This is a genomic window from Vibrio sp. AIC-3 (assembly GCF_013114515.1).
Classification (GTDB): Bacteria; Pseudomonadota; Gammaproteobacteria; order Enterobacterales; family Vibrionaceae; genus Vibrio; species Vibrio crassostreae_C.
On record NZ_VTXG01000034.1, the window covers coordinates 18,791 to 35,097 of the forward strand.

A 16,307-nucleotide genomic window follows, 5' to 3' on the forward strand; every position below is an offset into this window, starting at 1 on the left:
CAGTTTAGGGGAGCATTCCTGTAAGCATGCGCTTATAGAACGTTAGTGTTTACCAGAAGATCCAAGCGAACAGAGTCAGAACTAGGATACAAACTAGGTTCAACACCATACCGATTCGCATCATCTCTTTCTGCTTGATGTGACCCGAGCCAAACACGATTGCGTTTGGTGGTGTTGCAACAGGAAGCATGAAGGCACAAGACGCAGCAACAGCGATCAGTGCAGACAAAATAACTGGCGACATACCAAGTGCTTCAGCGATGGTTGCGAATACTGGCACCAGAAGTGCTGCACTCGCTGTGTTACTCGCAAATTCCGTTAGGAATACCACGAACGCTACCACGGCTAGAATCGTAAGCAGTACGCCAGCTGTTTCTAAAAATCCGCTTAGTGAGTGTGCTAAGAATACGCTGGTTCCTGTCGCTTTTAGAATGTTACTTAAGCAGATACCACCACCGAATAGGATAAGAACACCCCAGTCCGTTGTCTTCTCAACGTCTTTCCATTCCACCGCTCTAGAAGCGCCAAGCAGTACAATTGCGCCAATCGCTACTAAGCTATCAAATTTAGAGAATCCGCCAATCATTGCGTTGATTGGTTTACCGAATATCCAAAGCGTTACGGTTAGAAGGAAGATAGACAGTGTGATTTTCTTGCTGTTTGTCCATTCAACTGGGGCATGGTCTAGCTCGAATTTGTGGTCAAGCTTCGGCTTAGTCATCACGTAAAGAATAATCATCGCGATTGGCAGTAAGATCATTGAGATTGGTAGGCCAAGTGCCATCCACTCTGTGAAGCTCAAGCCAACTTCTGCCGCCGCAATTGCGTTTGGTGGGCTACCAACCAAGGTTGCGATACCACCAATCGATGCACAGTAAGCGATACCCAGTAGTACGAACACGTAGGTGTTGCGGTCTTCACTTTGGTCAACCTTGTTCATGATGCCAAGAACAAGAGGAAGCATCATTGCTGTGGTGGCTGTGTTTGAGATCCACATTGATAGACCTGCACTCACACCGAACAACATGAACACAGCGACCGACATTCTGCCTTTTGCTATCAGCAGCACTTTGTCAGCTATCGCTTTATCTAGCTCTTGCTTGTTCAGTGCAGCTGCTAATGCGAAGCCACCCATGAATAAGAAGATGATCGGGTTTGAAAAGTTAGCCAGCGCTGCGGGCGTATTGAACACACCAAACAAGACAGCCAAGAGTGGAACGAGCAGAGCGGTGATGCTGACATGAATAGCTTCGGTTAACCATAGAACCGCAACGAACACGAGAATACTCAAACCAGTATTGACTTGTGATTCGAAAGGAAGGGTGTTGAGCAAGAGTGCGAATAGCGTGAAATTACCAATTAATATCATGCTGTTGCGGGTGAACAACCAGTGTTTCAGTGTAGTAACAAGTGCCGTCATAAGACGCTCCTTTTGTTATCCTCGTTTTATTGGTGCACGACTTCATTGAGTCGTGCTTATTATTTTCGAGGTATATAGCTTGATGTAGGGTCAGACTTTGTTGGGAGAATGTTACTTAAGTTAATAAAGGCGTGTTGGTGTGTTTTTGTGTAACAGTGGGGAAATGTGAGGCAACAAATTCAAAATGTGTAGTTTTCTACACATCTGTCTCTGCTGGGTCTGCAATAGGGTTTGTTGTAGGATCTACAACAGGGTTTACAGAGGGGTCAGTCATAGGGTTTGGAATCGGAAATGATTCCGGTTTTGGACTCGATTGAATGGGCTCTTTAGGTCCAAGGAACTTTGGCGTTGTCCCCATAATATACAAATCTAAGAAGGCTTTGGTACGCGCAAAAACTTCACGCAAACGGATAGAGGTGCCTGAATGATGAGTAGGACCTGAAACCGCTAAACATTGTGCATGAATATCGTAAGAATTAGCGATAAATAGTGCTCTTTCACAGTGGAATTTCTGAGTAATGATCAGGAAGTTGTCGGTGTCGAAGATCTTTTTAGCGCGAACAATCGAGTCTAAGGTTCTAAAGCCTGCGTAATCGAGGTTAATGCGTTCATCGGGTACACCCGCTTTCAGCAAGTCGCGTTTCATCGTCCACGGCTCATTGTAAGAGCGATGAGCGTTATCACCACTTAACAGAAACTGGTCGACTTTTTCACGGTCGAACAGCTCAATCGCGGCTTCGATTCGGTGCTTATAATAGTCGTTGAGTGTTCGACCCAAATATTTGCTCGTGCCAAGCACAACGGCGACCTCAAGCTCAGGCACTTCATCTATATCGTAGATGATGCGATCTTCCGCTTGCCATGAAACCCAATAATCGATCGCAATAACCGCAGCGCTGCCTACTAAGAACACGAGGAAAGCGCCAAACAGAAAACCTTGCAGTTTTTTGTAAGCTTTTTTTATGTAGCTACGGATAATGTGAGAATCAAATTTCACTCTCGGTATGGTCCTTTCACTGAGCATTAATTTTTGAGTGCTCGATAATACCAAATAAAAATGAGAAAAATCAGTTAAAAAGACAAGACAGTTTAAAGAAAAAAGCCCCTGCAATTGCAGAGGCTCATATAAGAGTCGTTAACGCTCTTTATTCCAAGCGCAGTACGCTTTATTAGAATGCCGTGCGCTTGTAGCGACGGTAAACTGGCTGCCAGAAGTGCTGGTCAATCGCTTGTTGCAGTGCTTCTTCAGTGATCTCTAGAGCAACGCCCTGTTCAATCGCCTTTTTACCTACCGCAAGAGCAATTTTCTTAGATACCGTGTGGATCTCTTCCAATGGTGGAAGTAGAGCACCTGTGCCATTGATTGCTAGTGGAGAACACGTAGCAAGTGCACGGCTTGATTCCATTAGCATTTCGTCAGTGATGCGTGAAGCATTCACAGCCAATACACCAAGGCCAATACCTGGGAAGATGTAGCTGTTGTTACACTGAGCGATTGGGTAAGTTGTGCCGTTGTGAACGACTGGCTCAAATGGGCTACCTGTCGCAACAAGTGCTTGGCCATCAGTCCAACGAATAATGTCGTTTGGCGTCGCTTCAACACGGCTTGTTGGGTTCGACAGTGGGAACACGATAGGGCGTTCACTGTGTAGGTTCATCTCTTTGATGACTTCTTTGCTGAATAAACCTGGAGCACCAGACACACCAACCAATACGGTTGGTTTCGCGTGGCGAACTACGTCTAGTAGAGAGAAACCAGTGCCATCGCTTTCCCAGTCTTTGGTGTTTTCGTTGGTTTGAACCAGACGCTGTTGGAAATCAAGCAGGTTTTGCATGCCTTCTTGTAGCAGACCCCAACGGTCAACCATGTAAACTTGAGAGCGAGCTTGTGCATCGCTGATACCTTCAGACACCATTTGGGCAATGATAGCTTCAGCAATACCACAACCTGCAGAACCCGCACCTAAGAAGGTGATGCGTTGATCTGAAAGTTTGCTGTTTGCTGCTTTACATGCTGCAAGTAGAGAACCAACCGTTACGGCTGCTGTGCCTTGGATATCATCGTTGAAACAACAGATGCGATCTTTGTAGCGCTCAAGCAGTGGCATTGCGTTCTTTTGTGCGAAATCTTCGAACTGAACTAATGCATCAGGCCAACGGCGTTGAACCGCTTGGATGAACTCTTCAACGAATGCATCGTAGTCAGCACCCGTAATACGAGGATGACGCCAGCCCATGTACATTGGGTCAGCAAGACGTTGAGGGTTGTTAGTACCCACATCGAGCACGATTGGTAGCATGTAAGCTGGGCTGATACCGCCACAAGCTGTATAAAGTGCTAGCTTACCAATTGGAATACCCATACCACCGATGCCTTGGTCTCCCAAACCAAGAATACGCTCACCATCCGTAACCACGATAACTTTAACGTTGTGGTTTGTCGCATTATTCAGTAGGTCATCGATACGATCGCGGTTCGGGTATGAGATAAACAGACCACGGCCACGACGGTAAATATTTGAGAAGTTCTCACATGCTGCGCCAACTGTTGGCGTATAAATGATAGGCATCATTTCAGAGATGTGGTTTTGAACTAAACGATAAAAAAGCGTTTCATTAGTGTCTTGGATGTTACGAAGGTAGATATGCTTATCCATATCACTTTCGAAGTTACAATATTGTTTGTATGCACGTCCTACTTGCTCTTGGATTGTTTCGGTTGTTTCCGGTAACAAACCTTCAAGGTTGAAAGAACTGCGCTCTTCAGCAGAGAATGCGCTGCCTTTGTTTAGAAGAGGTGTACTTAGTAGAGCAGGACCAGCATAAGGGATATATAGAGGGCGTTTATCGTTGTTCATTGGATGCCTAATATGGGAGAAAGGGTAACTAAAAAATGATAACGGTTTAGTTATTCAATTGTAAATAGTTTCTCCGCGATCTGAGCAAACAAAATGATATTCTTACCTCTGTCCCACACTTATCGAATTTCAACACGATAATTCGTTATACTTTGCTCACACTTTTTCGCTACTCGCCATTTTATGTCATTACTTCCCATCGATGCTTATCAAAACGTATTCCACGAACAAATCGCTAATTCTCACCTTGTCGTAGAGGCGGAAACCGGATCAGGTAAATCAACGCGCCTGCCACTTTGGGCCTCTCAACATGGACGAGTGTTAGTGGTGGAGCCAAGACGCATCGCGTGTACATCACTGGCTAAATATCTCGCGCAGCGATCAGGCGAGAAGTTGGGTAGCAAAGTGGGCTATGCGATTAAGCTTGAGTCGGAATACAACGAGCAAACTAACGTTGTTTTTGTGACGCCCGGTATCGCGCTGCGTTGGTTATCAGAAGATGGATTAGCTAGTTTTGATGTGATCGTGGTGGATGAGTTTCACGAGAGGCGCTGGGACATTGATCTGCTGGTGGCGATTCTGAAACAAAAAGCGAGTCATCGTTTGGTGATCACTTCAGCAACCATTGAGGGTGAACGCCTTGCTCATTATTTGGATGCGAATCGCATAAGCTGTGAAGGGCGAACCTATCAAGTTGAGATTGAGCACAGAGCGAATGAATCCAGAACACTGCCTGATATCCGACATCTAGAGCAGCGTATCGCGGAAGAAGTGAATCATCAGCTGATCGCTTCTTCTGGCGATATGTTGGTTTTTCTGCCGGGTAAAAAAGAGATCGTGCAATGCGAACAAGCCTTGGCGAAAAATCCAGATATCCAAGTCGTTAAATTGCATGCGTCGGTCAGTGATAAAGAGCGAGATTCAGCCTTATCGGGTCGTAATATCAATACTGAAGGTAATGGCCTGAAAAAGGTCATCCTTGCGACCAACGTTGCAGAAACCTCATTAACCATTCCTGACATTGGCGTGGTGATAGATTCAGGATTAGAGAGACGCACCGTTCAGCGCAATGGCAGAACCACACTGATGCTTAAATCCATATCACGAGCGAGTGCCAAACAGCGAGCTGGCCGCGCGGGTAGGGTAATGGATGGCGTTTGCGTGCGTCTATATGGTGAACATGCGGCGTTAGAGTTAGTCACACCGCCTGAATTGCAGCGTGAAGAGCTGACTGAACCTATGTTGGCCGCAACATGTTGTGGATCTCCGCTTGAGAGCTTGTCCTTCCTTGACCCTATTCCAGAGAAATCACTCAACAGTGCAACTCAAACCTTGCTGACGATGGAAGCGATTAACGCCGACCATCAAGTTACCGAGCATGGTAAAAAGCTGTATCCGTTGCCGATTGATGCTTTGTATGCCGATATCGTTACTCGAATCAAAACCAAAGCATTAAAAGAGGCGATGGTTGATCTCACTGCGGCGCTGTCCGTTCCTGCTCGCTTGTATCAGTTACCAAACAATGCAGAACATCTTGAAGCGCTCGCGCAACAAGAGAAGGAAGGGTGTGATTTAAGCCTGTTGATTCAGATTGTGCGCGGTCGAGAATATCCGCATTTAGACATCGACCAACAGGCTCTGAATGAAGCTCAAGGATTGGCGAAGCAAATGCGGGAGGTATTTGAACTTCCTCAGCTAGAAGTCGCGTCACGTTTCCAACGCATTGAATTGCTCAAGACCATTGTGAATCTGCATCCTGAACTGGTGTTTGTGCGCCGACTGAAAAGGAAAGAAGCCTTTGCCAATGGTGTTTTAGAAGTGGTGCTCGGTCGTCAGAACCGTTTCCCTGATAATGCACAAGCGATGTTGGTGTTGGATACTCACAGCGTGCCGGGAAGAGGCGTTAAGCAAACACTGACCTTAGCGACGGTCACGACACCCATTCCTCTTGAGCTTCTCATTGATGCTGAACTAGGAGAGTGGGAGCAAGGCGAAACCGTTGTGAATGATGATGGTGTTTTTACCGAGATGGCATTGGTGTACACAGGCCGCACGATTACAACCAAACTCGTCGCCGCTGAAGGGCAACTATCGTTAAAACCTATCGTCGACCTTGTGTTAAATGGAGAGCAGCTTCCCGGTTTTGCAAAGGCTCGCACTCAAGAAATCAAACACTGGCAGTTGTATGTGAAACTTGGTCTCGATGAACAAACTAAATACACACCAGAAATTGAGAACATTAACTTTGAGCTATGGTTTATAGAGCAGCTTGAAGTACTAGGTGTTACTGATGTCAGCGAATTGGAAATGTTCGATCATGCAGACATACCGTTCGATGGCATTCCAACTTGGCTCTACTCAGAATTTTCGGAAAAATACCCGTTTGCATTGAGCCTTGCCGACTTGCAACTCGATGTTGAATACTTGCCCGCAAGAAAGCTGATTTACGTCCATTATCAGTCGGGTAGCCGAAAGTTATCGCCAAAACGTTGGGAGCTACCGACATGGTCTGGTTGGCGTATTCAGTTCAAAAAAGCGAGTCGAATAATTGATATTAAATAGATGGATAAGTTTTATCTCTAAAATATTAATCAAATAGATGCATATATGATTTTTCAGTGCTTATTTTGTTACAAGTTTGATTTTTATATTCCTTTTTAACCAATCAAAAGGTCATAAAAGACTATTCTTCTATATCCTATTGCTATAAAGAAAGAGTTGATAGATATTGAGTATATTGTGTTGCCAAAGTGTCGGGGGACATCATGGATAAACAGGAAGAGACGCGTGTAGAGTTCGATTACACAACATTTCTTGGCGCCTCATGCAGTAAAAAATGGACTTTTCTGGAAGCACTCACCACAATTGCGCCAGTGTTCAGTACCGTCTGGCGAGATAGCATTAAAGAGTTGGGCACCCCAGAGGATCGTTTATGGCAGATGGCATTGAAATCAATGTCGACGCGTAAAAGTGATGAGTCGAACATTGTTACCTTACTCAAGCTCGCTAAGCTGGAAGGGATCAATGAGCTCAAAGTGGTGATGCCATATTCACTTGAAGAAGAGCAGATCGAGTATATTGAATCGCGCAGTCATTTAGTGATTGCGGGTAATTCTGGAGAAGAGTTCACGATTAAGCTGTAACTTCAGCTCGCCTATAATCTCTCTCGAGGAATAGTAAAAACGTACACGTAAAAAGGGCCTCAAATATTGAGGCCCTTTTAGTATCTAAAACTTGAGTCTACGAGCTTATTAGCTTTCGAGCTTTTTATTTTGAGATTAAGCGATTAAGCAATTAAGCAATTAGCAATTAAGCGACTAGTCGATTAGACCATAGTCAGCGCGCAGTACATCGATGATCTCTTGCTTAGGATTTTCGCTCAGTACGATCTCCGCACCTGTGATTTTCGCTGCGATATCAAGGTAAGTGCGAGACAGAGACATTAGAGAATCCAGTGGAAGTTCATTGTCACGAGCCAATGCTTCACGTTCTGGCATACGCTCTTTATTCAAAAGAATGTCGGCATCAGGGAAGTAGTTAAGCAAGAACTGACGGAAGCCTTCTTTTGAATTCTCAACGATGTTGCCGTTGTTATATTCCTGAGTATCCCAAATGCGAGATGAATCTGGAGTACCGACTTCGTCCATGTAGATAAGCTTTTCTTTGCCTTGAGCATCGTTGACGTAGCCAAACTCAAATTTGGTATCAACAAAGGTTTGGTCTACTTTTGCTAGCGCTTGGCTGATTACGTTGAAGCCTTCTTTAAGAAGTTTTTCGTAATGCGCGATGTCGCTTGCTTGAGTAAAGTTGAATGCTGCGAAGTTATCTTCGATGTTGTTGCGTGTGATGTTCACATCGTCAGCTTCTGGAACGCCAGGAATACCTTTCAGAATCCCTTTTGTTGAAGGCGTGATCAGTAGCTCAGGCAACTTCTTGTCTTTCTCAAGGCCTTCAGGCATCTCGATACCACAGAATTCACGTTCGCCGTTTGCGTATGCACGCCACATTGAACCAGTGATGTATTGACGACAAATCGCTTCGATCATGACTGGGCGAGCTTTTTGTACAATCCATACGAACGGGTGAGGGATATCAAGAATATGACTGTCAGCAAGTCCGTTGTCTTTAAACAATTTGAACCAGTGGTTAGAGATAGCATTCAGAGCCGCTCCCTTACCTGGAACACCTTTAAGATTCCCTTCACCACGCCAGATACAATCAAATGCAGAGATACGGTCACTGATCACCATGATTGCTAAAGGCGCATCGGGTGCTACGTCGTAGCCTTTCTCTTTAATTAGTCGTTGGCTATCTTCTTCAGTTAACCAGTAGACTGAGCGAACCTTGCCACTGTGGACAGGTTTGTCAGTACGGATTGGTAGGTCATCATTTACGGCAAGAACTTGATCAGCAAGGCTCATTTAGACATTCCTATCTTTTATCAAACGTCATACAGAGAAGTGCGGTGTGCACATGATTAGACGGGCATTATACCCAATCTACTATTTGCTTCCAGAGAAAAAGCAAACGATTGCTAAATCTGCTGTTTAAATAAAAACCCCGCCTAACAATCCGCTAAAAAATGGGCGAATTGTAGGGCAGGGGAAGGCAGTATGTTTGGACTGTGTTTTGGCGAATTGTTTCTTAAGTTAAATTAAGTTTGTTAGCTAAAAGATTAAGCTATGTTTGTGGACCATGTTTTTGAGCCAAAATGTTATTAAGCCAACATGTTATTAAGCAAGGTGGCTTAGTGAATACGCTCTGAATTTGCATCCATAAAGAAGACTTCACATTGAAAGCGTAACCCTAATGTTCTTAGGTACTGTTGGCTGAACTGATCAATCGATGCACTTGCAACAATCGCGCTCGCATTCTTAGAGCGGATTGCTTTCTCGACAGTCTCTACCTCAGTCATTTGATGAGAGGCTTTCATATGAATAACGCGGTCGCAGCAAACATTATGTTGCTTAAGCTGCTTAGCCGATGGTCTTGGTGTTTGAGCCGTAAACAGTAACCACTGATGTTGATTGGACAGCAACGCCATTCTTGCAAACAACGCTTCCTCGTTTGAATTTTTGCTTTTACGAGAAACTGATGTAAATGCGCAGTGAACTAGCGGGCTAGAGTGTTGTGCTTTAACGTGTGCTTGAATCATTTTGCTGTCCTTATATACATGCTGTATGTGTATACAGTAGTTTTAGTTGCTTATAAGATCAAGCGTTTTTTGCGGGATTATTGGACGATTTCGTCTGAGGTTATGGATGGTAAATGATTAAATCATTGAAAGTATTCGATAAATTAAATTTGAATGAATCTGCTGTTTTGTATCATAAGTTGAATAAATGTGAGCTTTATACAGGTGTATACACTGGTTTTTGCAGAAAAGTACTGTATATACCTGTATAGAAGATAGAAGATAGAAGATAGAAGATAGAAGATAGAAGATAGAAGATAGAAGATAGAAGAAAGAAGAAAGAAGAAAGAAGAAAGAAGAAAGAAGATCTAAAACCACAGGCACAAAAAAAGCGCCTTAGGCGCTTTCTTATATTTCACGGTGTTGCTTATCTCAATGTCGCTTGGGAGAGTTTTGCTCTCATTTCCATTTCACCAATATTGAACTGGCGAACATCAATGGTTGCAATATCATTGCACTCGTTACATGCATGATGACACTTACCATCTAGGTAGTCGTGCTTTTTAACTAGGCTTGGCTTTTTGCACCAATCACAAACGCCTTCTATTGTGAACATATTCTCTCCTCACCTGTTTAAGTCAGGTGTATTTTCGGCGCAAATTATGACACAAGTAAGACCCATTAGTTAATAGTTTGTTACCCATTTTTGAGAGGGGGATCGATTGCAACACCAATAAAATCGATATCTTTGAGATCTAGGAAAATGAAGATGTGTGTTTGTTTACGGTTTTGTAACATTTTGTAAAATGGTTTTTAGCGCATTGTTCAAACGTTTCATTTCTTCGTCACATCCGTGACCATCTGGATGGTAGATCTTTGATAGCTGTTTGTATCGGATCTTGATGCTTTTCTGGTCGGGGATTGAGCTAGGTGTGTAGCCAAATAGCGCGCAGGCCACCTGCAAATTACTCAGACCTTTGCTGTTTTTCTGCTTCTTCAATTCGTGGAACATAGTGTTCAGCTGGCGTTTTTGCTGCTTAATCGTAAGGTCCTTCGAGCTAAGCTGCGCTTCAAGTGATTGTTGTTGCTGTCGCGAATCACCCGACTTTAGAGCTTGTCTTTTTCTTGAGATAACGAGCGTCGCAATAATGCTGATGATTGAAATCAACACGGCCAACGCAGCACCAATCATATAGTCAGAGCTAGTTAGGTTAGAACTGGAGAGGTTAGAACTGGAGAGGTTAGAGCGTGATGCTTGGTTAGATTGAACGTGCTTAGATACCCCCTGACTGGTGTCTATTTCAGAGTCGATGCTGTCATCGAGCTGTTCTATTGAAGAGATCTGTTTTGCACGTTGCTGGTTGAATTGTGCTTCCAAAATGCGGTTGTAGCCCTCTTCTGCTTGTGGATTATCTCTTAAGGCTGCTTCATACCATAGCTGCGCTTTATCTAATGGTTGAAGGAGGTCTTGTTCTAGCGAGGATTCGTAGAGTTTTGCTACCTCGATAGGTGCGCGCTGGTTACCTTGCAACGCCGCTTTAATAAACCATTCCAAAGCAAGCTTGTTACTTTGTTCAACACCTGTACCTGCCAAGTACCATTCACCCAGTCTAAATTGCGCGTTTGGGTTGCCGTTTTCTGCTGACTGCGTGTACCAATACAATACATCACTGGTGCTAACAGGAACGTCGACACCCGATTCATAAGCTTGAGCCAATTGGTATTGAGAAACTGGATCTTGAGGTTGTGATTCTAGTGAAAATTCATCACTGCTTGCTGCGTGCACGAAATGTGTGGTGGACAACGGTATCGTGGAAAAGATGAGGGCTAGAAATAGAGCTCTAAGAAATGATGAGGGGGGAAAATTGGACACGATAAACAATGGGACCTCATAGTTAAGTCTAATACGATATGTGGTTGTCAATTAAGTCGTATCTTCTTCGGCGAGTGATACGACTAAAGTAATCACTATCAATACCCTAAGCCAATGTGCATCGGCTCTATGATTTAGTTATCTTTTTAGCTGCCTGGGTACCGCCAACTGGTCGATTAACAGACAATTTACGACCTTTCTTCAAACCAACTTCATAATCGGCGGTGAGGTTTTTCATCGCTTCTCTCAGTTGCTGTTTGAACGTTTCACGGTCGATATTTTTGAATTCTTTATCAATGTAATTATTGATCTTGTTGTTTGATTCGTCGTCTGGGGTAATAGTTGGTAGCTTTTCAAGCGCACCTTCAACCCAGCCTGAAACAAACGAGTTCACGCGGCGTGTCACTTCTAAGGACCCTGTGCCAGAGCCAGCAAAGCTATTTCTGAATTGGCCGGTGTGTTCATTCAGTTCACGATAAATGATATCGAAAGCGAACGCTGCGAAGATCGCGCGGTCGGCTTCACCAATGAACTCAACACGCTTGAGGCCTTTATGATTCAGCAATACGGCTTCTACGCCAAATTTGGTGTTGATACCGCGAATAACACGCAGCAGTGTAGAACTGATATTTGCAGGTAACAGGTGACTGGACTGAGTTTTCCCCATCTTGATAAATTCAATATCGTCTTTTTCGAGACCATATTTCAGCATCAAGTTATGCGCCATTTTTATCGCATTGGCAGCTTCATTGACGTTCGCAGAATTTCCAAGCTCAAGACACTTGGCAATTTTCTTTAGGGCTTTTTTCTTATCCATCGACAATTTAATCAGTACCGCAAATTTTTAAAAGTCCAACATTTTACATGTTTTCGCGGGTAACAGAAAGGCAAAACTGGTTTGATGAACAAGGAAGGCGGTGAACATTGAACTGCATGAGCCCAGTTGGCGGTAAAAACAAAAACGCCATCAAGCGTATTGATGGCGTTAGTGACACGTTTTTTCAATATGTCTAGAGCATTCGTAAACTAGATACCCAGTTCATCGAGTAGATCTGCCGCAGAATCATTGCCAGAGCTTTGAGCTGGCTTGTTCGCTTCTTGCATTTTTTTCTGAGTCGCCTCAAGAATGCTATCTGGACATTCGTCTTCTGCGATTTCAAATTCTTCTAATTGAATGAACTCAGTCTTATCCATCGCAAGCTCAAGGTAGAAGATGTTGTTATTAGCGGTAGAGAAGGTCACACGACGAGCTTGTGGACGGTCGAGATTGGTATCAACAGAAAGGTTAACTTGCTTGTTCAGAGCCAGCATTTTCGGTTGGTTTTGTGTGATGTTGGTTTGCAGCTCTTTGCGGATTTTATTGGTGAAATCGCCAACTAATTGGTTCATCAACTCACCCAATACATCACCCACTTCGTCTGAAGTATGAAGCACAGCAAGCTCGTTTTCAGGCATGCCCATATTGCGCATGTAATTGGTGTAGATCTCTAGCGCTGCTTTGGACGTAAAATTAATAACAACGAGACCAGAAAAGCCGCCGTCAAACAGAACGAAGCAACCAAAATCTGGCTTTAGGCTTGTCTTGTTGATCTTTTGAACCATGGCTGAATAGGACACCTGAGAAGCCGTCGCTGAAGTCAGTACGCTTGAGACTGATTGGCATAGTTTAAGAAGGATATCTTCAGTTGTGACTGTTTTGTTTTTTTTCATTGTGATGTGCTCGTGGAGATGTCTTAAACAAAATGTTATTCAGTATATTGTTACTGAATTAAGACGAAATTGACTATTTCTCCATTCTTGCACTGAGATTCTGATTTGATCACCTTTTTATATGATCTTAATAGTAGTAAAGTGACGAAATTCAAAGAAAATTATTAAAAATCTCAGATAACCCAATGCTGATAGGATCAGCGAAGTAGGGGCAGGAAGCAAATGTTACCAAGACTTCAACTCAATGCTGATGTCGATCCAGTTGTCGTACGCTTTTTAGATGAACTAAAAACAGCGGGCTTTACTGGCGACATTGAATCTCAATATTCTAGCCGTTTGGCTGTGGCGACTGATAATAGTGTCTATCAGCAATTGCCGCAGGCGGTCATCCTTCCTAAAACAACGCAAGACGTTGTGCTTATCGGTAAAGTGGTTTCTAAATCCGCTTACGAACGCGTGACTTTTTCCCCTCGTGGCGGCGGTACCGGAACCAACGGACAATCTTTAACAAAAGGTGTCGTGGTTGACCTGTCGCGATACATGAATAAGGTTCTTGAGATTAACGAGAAAGAGGGCTGGGTAAGAGTTCAGTCTGGTGTCGTTAAAGATCAATTGAACGACGCTGTTCGCCCTTATGGTTACTTTTTCTCTCCAGACCTTTCTACCAGTAACCGAGCAACCTTGGGTGGCATGATCAATACCGATGCTTCGGGCCAAGGGTCATTGAAGTACGGCAAAACGTCTGACCATGTATTGTCGCTGCAAGCGGTGTTCGCAGATGGTTCATGTCTAGAATCTGATTTATCACACGGCTTACCTGTAGAGGGTGAATTCGCTCACCATGCACTTACGGTGACAGAGGCGGTTTGTCGAGACAAACGCGCTCAAATCTTAGATAAATTCCCTCCGCTGAATCGCTTCTTAACAGGCTATGACCTAAAGAATGCAATCAACGAACAAGATGACAGCTTTGACCTAACTCGCGTTCTATGTGGCGCTGAAGGTTCTTTAGCATTCATCACGGAAGCAAAGTTAAACCTAACCAAGATTCCAAAAGCGCGCACACTGGTTAACGTGAAATACAACACGTTTGATTCTGCGCTGCGTAATGCGCCGTTCATGGTGGAAGCGAAAGCACTGTCTGTTGAAACGGTAGATTCAAGAGTATTGAACCTAGCGAAGCAAGACATCGTTTGGCACACCGTGAGCGATTTGCTGACTGATGTTCCGAACAAAGAGATGCTTGGCATCAACATGGTTGAGTTTGCAGGCCAAGATGAAGCGGAAGTTGAACAGCAAGTTCAAGCGCTGACTGCACGCCTTGAAACCATGGTTGAAAGCGAAGAAGCCGGCGTGATTGGTTTTCAAGTTTGTAGCGATTTGGCGAGCATTGGCCGAATCTACAACATGCGTAAGAAAGCAGTGGGTCTGTTAGGTGCGGCGAAAGGCCGAGCTAAGCCAGTCGCTTTTGCTGAAGATACTTGTGTACCACCAGAAAACCTCGCGGATTTCATCTCTGAATTTAGAGTGTTACTCGATTCAAAAGAGTTGAATTACGGCATGTTTGGTCACGTTGACGCGGGCGTATTACACGTTCGTCCAGCATTGGATCTGTGTGACCCGATGCAAGAAGCATTGATGCATGAAGTCTCTGATGAAGTGGTTAAGCTGGTGGCGAAATACGGCGGTTTAATGTGGGGCGAGCACGGTAAAGGTTTCCGTTCTGAGTATGGCCCAGACTTCTTTGGTGAAGAGCTGTTTACCGAATTAAGACGTATTAAAGCAGCATTCGACCCGCACAACAAGATGAACCCAGGCAAGATCTGTACGCCTTTAGAAAGTGACGCTGAATTGGTGAAAGTCACCGATACCAAGCGTGGTTTCTACGACCGTCAGATCGACGTACAAGTTCGTGACAGCTTCAAGCAAGCAATGGAATGTAACGGTAACGGCTTGTGTTTCAACTACGATACTAGCTCGCCAATGTGTCCTTCAATGAAAGTTACGGCTGACCGACGTCACTCACCCAAAGGCCGCGCAGGCTTGGTAAGAGAGTGGTTGCGTCAACTGACTGAACAAGGCGTTGATATTCTCGACCTTGAGCAAGAAGCGTTGAAAGACAACACACCCGTTAAGACTATGATTGAGCGTGTTCGCAATACGATGAACAAACGCCATGAGTACGATTTCTCGCATGAAGTTCATGAGGCGATGAACGGTTGTTTGGCGTGTAAAGCGTGTGCGAGTCAATGTCCGATCAAAGTCGATGTACCAAGTTTCCGTTCTCGATTCTTGAACATCTACTACTCGCGTTACCAGCGCCCTGCAAAAGATTATCTAGTTGCCAACATTGAAACCATGCTGCCGCTGATGGCGAAAGCGCCAAAAGTAGTCAACGCTGCATTGGGTCAAAAGTGGATCCAAACGGCAACAGCTAAAACGGTCGGTTATGTTGATGCACCATTGATGTCGGTGCCTACGCTCAAAAATCGTCTAGCGAGTAAAGAGCTGCAACTCTTCGATTTACAGTATTTAGAAGGCTTGTCTTCTGAACAGAAGAAACAGCATGTGCTGATCGTTCAAGACCCGTTTACCAGCTTCTATGATGCCGAGGTGATTGAAGACTTCGTCACTCTGGCTCAAAAACTTGGCAAAACTCCGGTACTGCTGCCGTTCAAACCGAATGGTAAAGCGTTGCACATCAAGGGCTTCTTAAATCGTTTTGCACGTGAGGCGAAATCGACTTCGGATTTCTTGTCGATGGTGGCGGATATCGGAATTCCTTTGGTCGGTGTTGATCCTGCTCTTGTGCTTTGTTACCGCGATGAATACGTCGAGATCTTAGGTGACAAGCGCGGCGACTTTGATGTACTTACTGTGCATGAATGGTTAATGCCATCGCTAGGTGAGTTCGAAGCACGCTCAGCAAGTGAAGATATGTGGTACTTGTTTGCTCACTGTACTGAGAAAACCAAAATGCCGAACGCTGAAAAAGAGTGGGGTACTATCTTCAAACACTTTGGGGCGGCGTTAACCAGCGTTCCTGTCGGCTGTTGTGGTATGGCGGGAACTTTCGGCCACGAAGTCGATAAGCTACAAATGTCGAAAGACATATATGGTTTAAGCTGGAAGCCTCAAATGCAGGACTTACCAAAAGATCGTTGCTTGGTGACGGGCTATTCTTGCCGCAGCCAAGTGAAGCGTTTTGAAGGTGAGAAGCTTGCTCACCCATTACAGGCGCTAGCAAAAATTCTCTAATACATTTAGCCCAGCAATTGCTGGGCTTTTTTCTAAACTAACAAAGGAATGTTA

The 16,307-nt window shown here is 44.4% G+C and carries 12 protein-coding genes; 3 read left to right on the forward strand and 9 right to left on the reverse strand.

Annotated features, from left to right (window positions below):
- Positions 1-49 precede the first annotated feature (49 nt).
- From F0229_RS18835 to F0229_RS18845, 3 genes are all read right to left on the reverse strand, one after another.
- A complete protein-coding gene (locus F0229_RS18835) occupies positions 50-1,420 on the reverse strand; it encodes a DASS family sodium-coupled anion symporter (RefSeq protein ID WP_017059762.1) in 1,371 nt (456 codons plus the stop codon).
- Between the two features lie 196 nt (positions 1,421-1,616).
- Complete coding sequence (locus F0229_RS18840; RefSeq protein WP_017063589.1) at positions 1,617-2,417, reverse strand: vancomycin high temperature exclusion protein; 801 nt, start codon at positions 2,415-2,417, stop codon at positions 1,617-1,619.
- A 172-nt stretch (positions 2,418-2,589) separates the two neighbouring features.
- Positions 2,590-4,278: an NAD-dependent malic enzyme gene (locus tag F0229_RS18845; RefSeq protein ID WP_017059764.1), complete on the reverse strand. Its 1,689-nt coding sequence runs from the start codon at positions 4,276-4,278 to the stop codon at positions 2,590-2,592.
- 183 nt (positions 4,279-4,461) lie between these two features.
- On the opposite strand from F0229_RS18845, the gene F0229_RS18850 reads away from it, so the two are divergent.
- On the forward strand, positions 4,462-6,840 hold the full coding sequence (locus tag F0229_RS18850; RefSeq protein ID WP_171733457.1) for a helicase-related protein: 2,379 nt from the start codon (positions 4,462-4,464) through the stop codon (positions 6,838-6,840).
- Between the two features lie 203 nt (positions 6,841-7,043).
- Complete coding sequence (locus tag F0229_RS18855) at positions 7,044-7,421, forward strand: hypothetical protein (RefSeq protein ID WP_017059766.1); 378 nt, start codon at positions 7,044-7,046, stop codon at positions 7,419-7,421.
- A 174-nt stretch (positions 7,422-7,595) separates the two neighbouring features.
- Here the strand turns inward: F0229_RS18855 and F0229_RS18860 are convergent, their stop codons facing one another.
- The 6 genes from F0229_RS18860 to F0229_RS18885 form a co-directional block, all read right to left on the reverse strand.
- Positions 7,596-8,699: a phosphoribosylaminoimidazolesuccinocarboxamide synthase gene (locus F0229_RS18860; RefSeq protein WP_017055177.1), complete on the reverse strand. Its 1,104-nt coding sequence runs from the start codon at positions 8,697-8,699 to the stop codon at positions 7,596-7,598.
- A 326-nt stretch (positions 8,700-9,025) separates the two neighbouring features.
- Positions 9,026-9,433, reverse strand: coding sequence for a SulA-like leucine-rich domain-containing protein (locus F0229_RS18865; protein WP_017055178.1), 408 nt, complete (start codon positions 9,431-9,433; stop codon positions 9,026-9,028).
- Positions 9,434-9,839: 406 nt separating this feature from the next.
- Positions 9,840-10,028 carry a hypothetical protein gene (locus F0229_RS18870; RefSeq protein ID WP_017059767.1) on the reverse strand — a complete coding sequence of 63 codons (189 nt, stop codon included), beginning with the start codon at positions 10,026-10,028 and terminating at the stop codon, positions 9,840-9,842.
- A gap of 165 nt (positions 10,029-10,193) precedes the next feature.
- Positions 10,194-11,294: a tetratricopeptide repeat protein gene (locus tag F0229_RS18875; RefSeq protein ID WP_171733458.1), complete on the reverse strand. Its 1,101-nt coding sequence runs from the start codon at positions 11,292-11,294 to the stop codon at positions 10,194-10,196.
- A 118-nt stretch (positions 11,295-11,412) separates the two neighbouring features.
- Positions 11,413-12,102 carry a DUF2786 domain-containing protein gene (locus tag F0229_RS18880; protein ID WP_017059769.1) on the reverse strand — a complete coding sequence of 230 codons (690 nt, stop codon included), beginning with the start codon at positions 12,100-12,102 and terminating at the stop codon, positions 11,413-11,415.
- Between the two features lie 209 nt (positions 12,103-12,311).
- On the reverse strand, positions 12,312-12,995 hold the full coding sequence (locus F0229_RS18885) for a DUF3334 family protein (protein ID WP_017059770.1): 684 nt from the start codon (positions 12,993-12,995) through the stop codon (positions 12,312-12,314).
- 222 nt (positions 12,996-13,217) lie between these two features.
- On the opposite strand from F0229_RS18885, the gene F0229_RS18890 reads away from it, so the two are divergent.
- Positions 13,218-16,253: an FAD-binding and (Fe-S)-binding domain-containing protein gene (locus F0229_RS18890; protein WP_171733459.1), complete on the forward strand. Its 3,036-nt coding sequence runs from the start codon at positions 13,218-13,220 to the stop codon at positions 16,251-16,253.
- Positions 16,254-16,307 lie beyond the last annotated feature (54 nt).

Excerpts from the sequence above, each read along its gene's own strand:
- F0229_RS18850 (WP_171733457.1), top strand. The coding sequence starts at position 4,462 with ATGTCATTACTTCCCATCGATGCTTATCAAAACGTATTCCACGAACAA.
- F0229_RS18835 (WP_017059762.1), bottom strand. The coding sequence starts at position 1,420 with ATGACGGCACTTGTTACTACACTGAAACACTGGTTGTTCACCCGCAAC.
- F0229_RS18885 (WP_017059770.1), bottom strand. The coding sequence starts at position 12,995 with ATGAAAAAAAACAAAACAGTCACAACTGAAGATATCCTTCTTAAACTA.
- F0229_RS18845 (WP_017059764.1), bottom strand. The coding sequence starts at position 4,278 with ATGAACAACGATAAACGCCCTCTATATATCCCTTATGCTGGTCCTGCT.
- F0229_RS18855 (WP_017059766.1), top strand. The coding sequence starts at position 7,044 with ATGGATAAACAGGAAGAGACGCGTGTAGAGTTCGATTACACAACATTT.
- F0229_RS18865 (WP_017055178.1), bottom strand. The coding sequence starts at position 9,433 with ATGATTCAAGCACACGTTAAAGCACAACACTCTAGCCCGCTAGTTCAC.
- F0229_RS18870 (WP_017059767.1), bottom strand. The coding sequence starts at position 10,028 with ATGTTCACAATAGAAGGCGTTTGTGATTGGTGCAAAAAGCCAAGCCTA.
- F0229_RS18880 (WP_017059769.1), bottom strand. The coding sequence starts at position 12,102 with ATGGATAAGAAAAAAGCCCTAAAGAAAATTGCCAAGTGTCTTGAGCTT.
- F0229_RS18890 (WP_171733459.1), top strand. The coding sequence starts at position 13,218 with ATGTTACCAAGACTTCAACTCAATGCTGATGTCGATCCAGTTGTCGTA.
- F0229_RS18860 (WP_017055177.1), bottom strand. The coding sequence starts at position 8,699 with ATGAGCCTTGCTGATCAAGTTCTTGCCGTAAATGATGACCTACCAATC.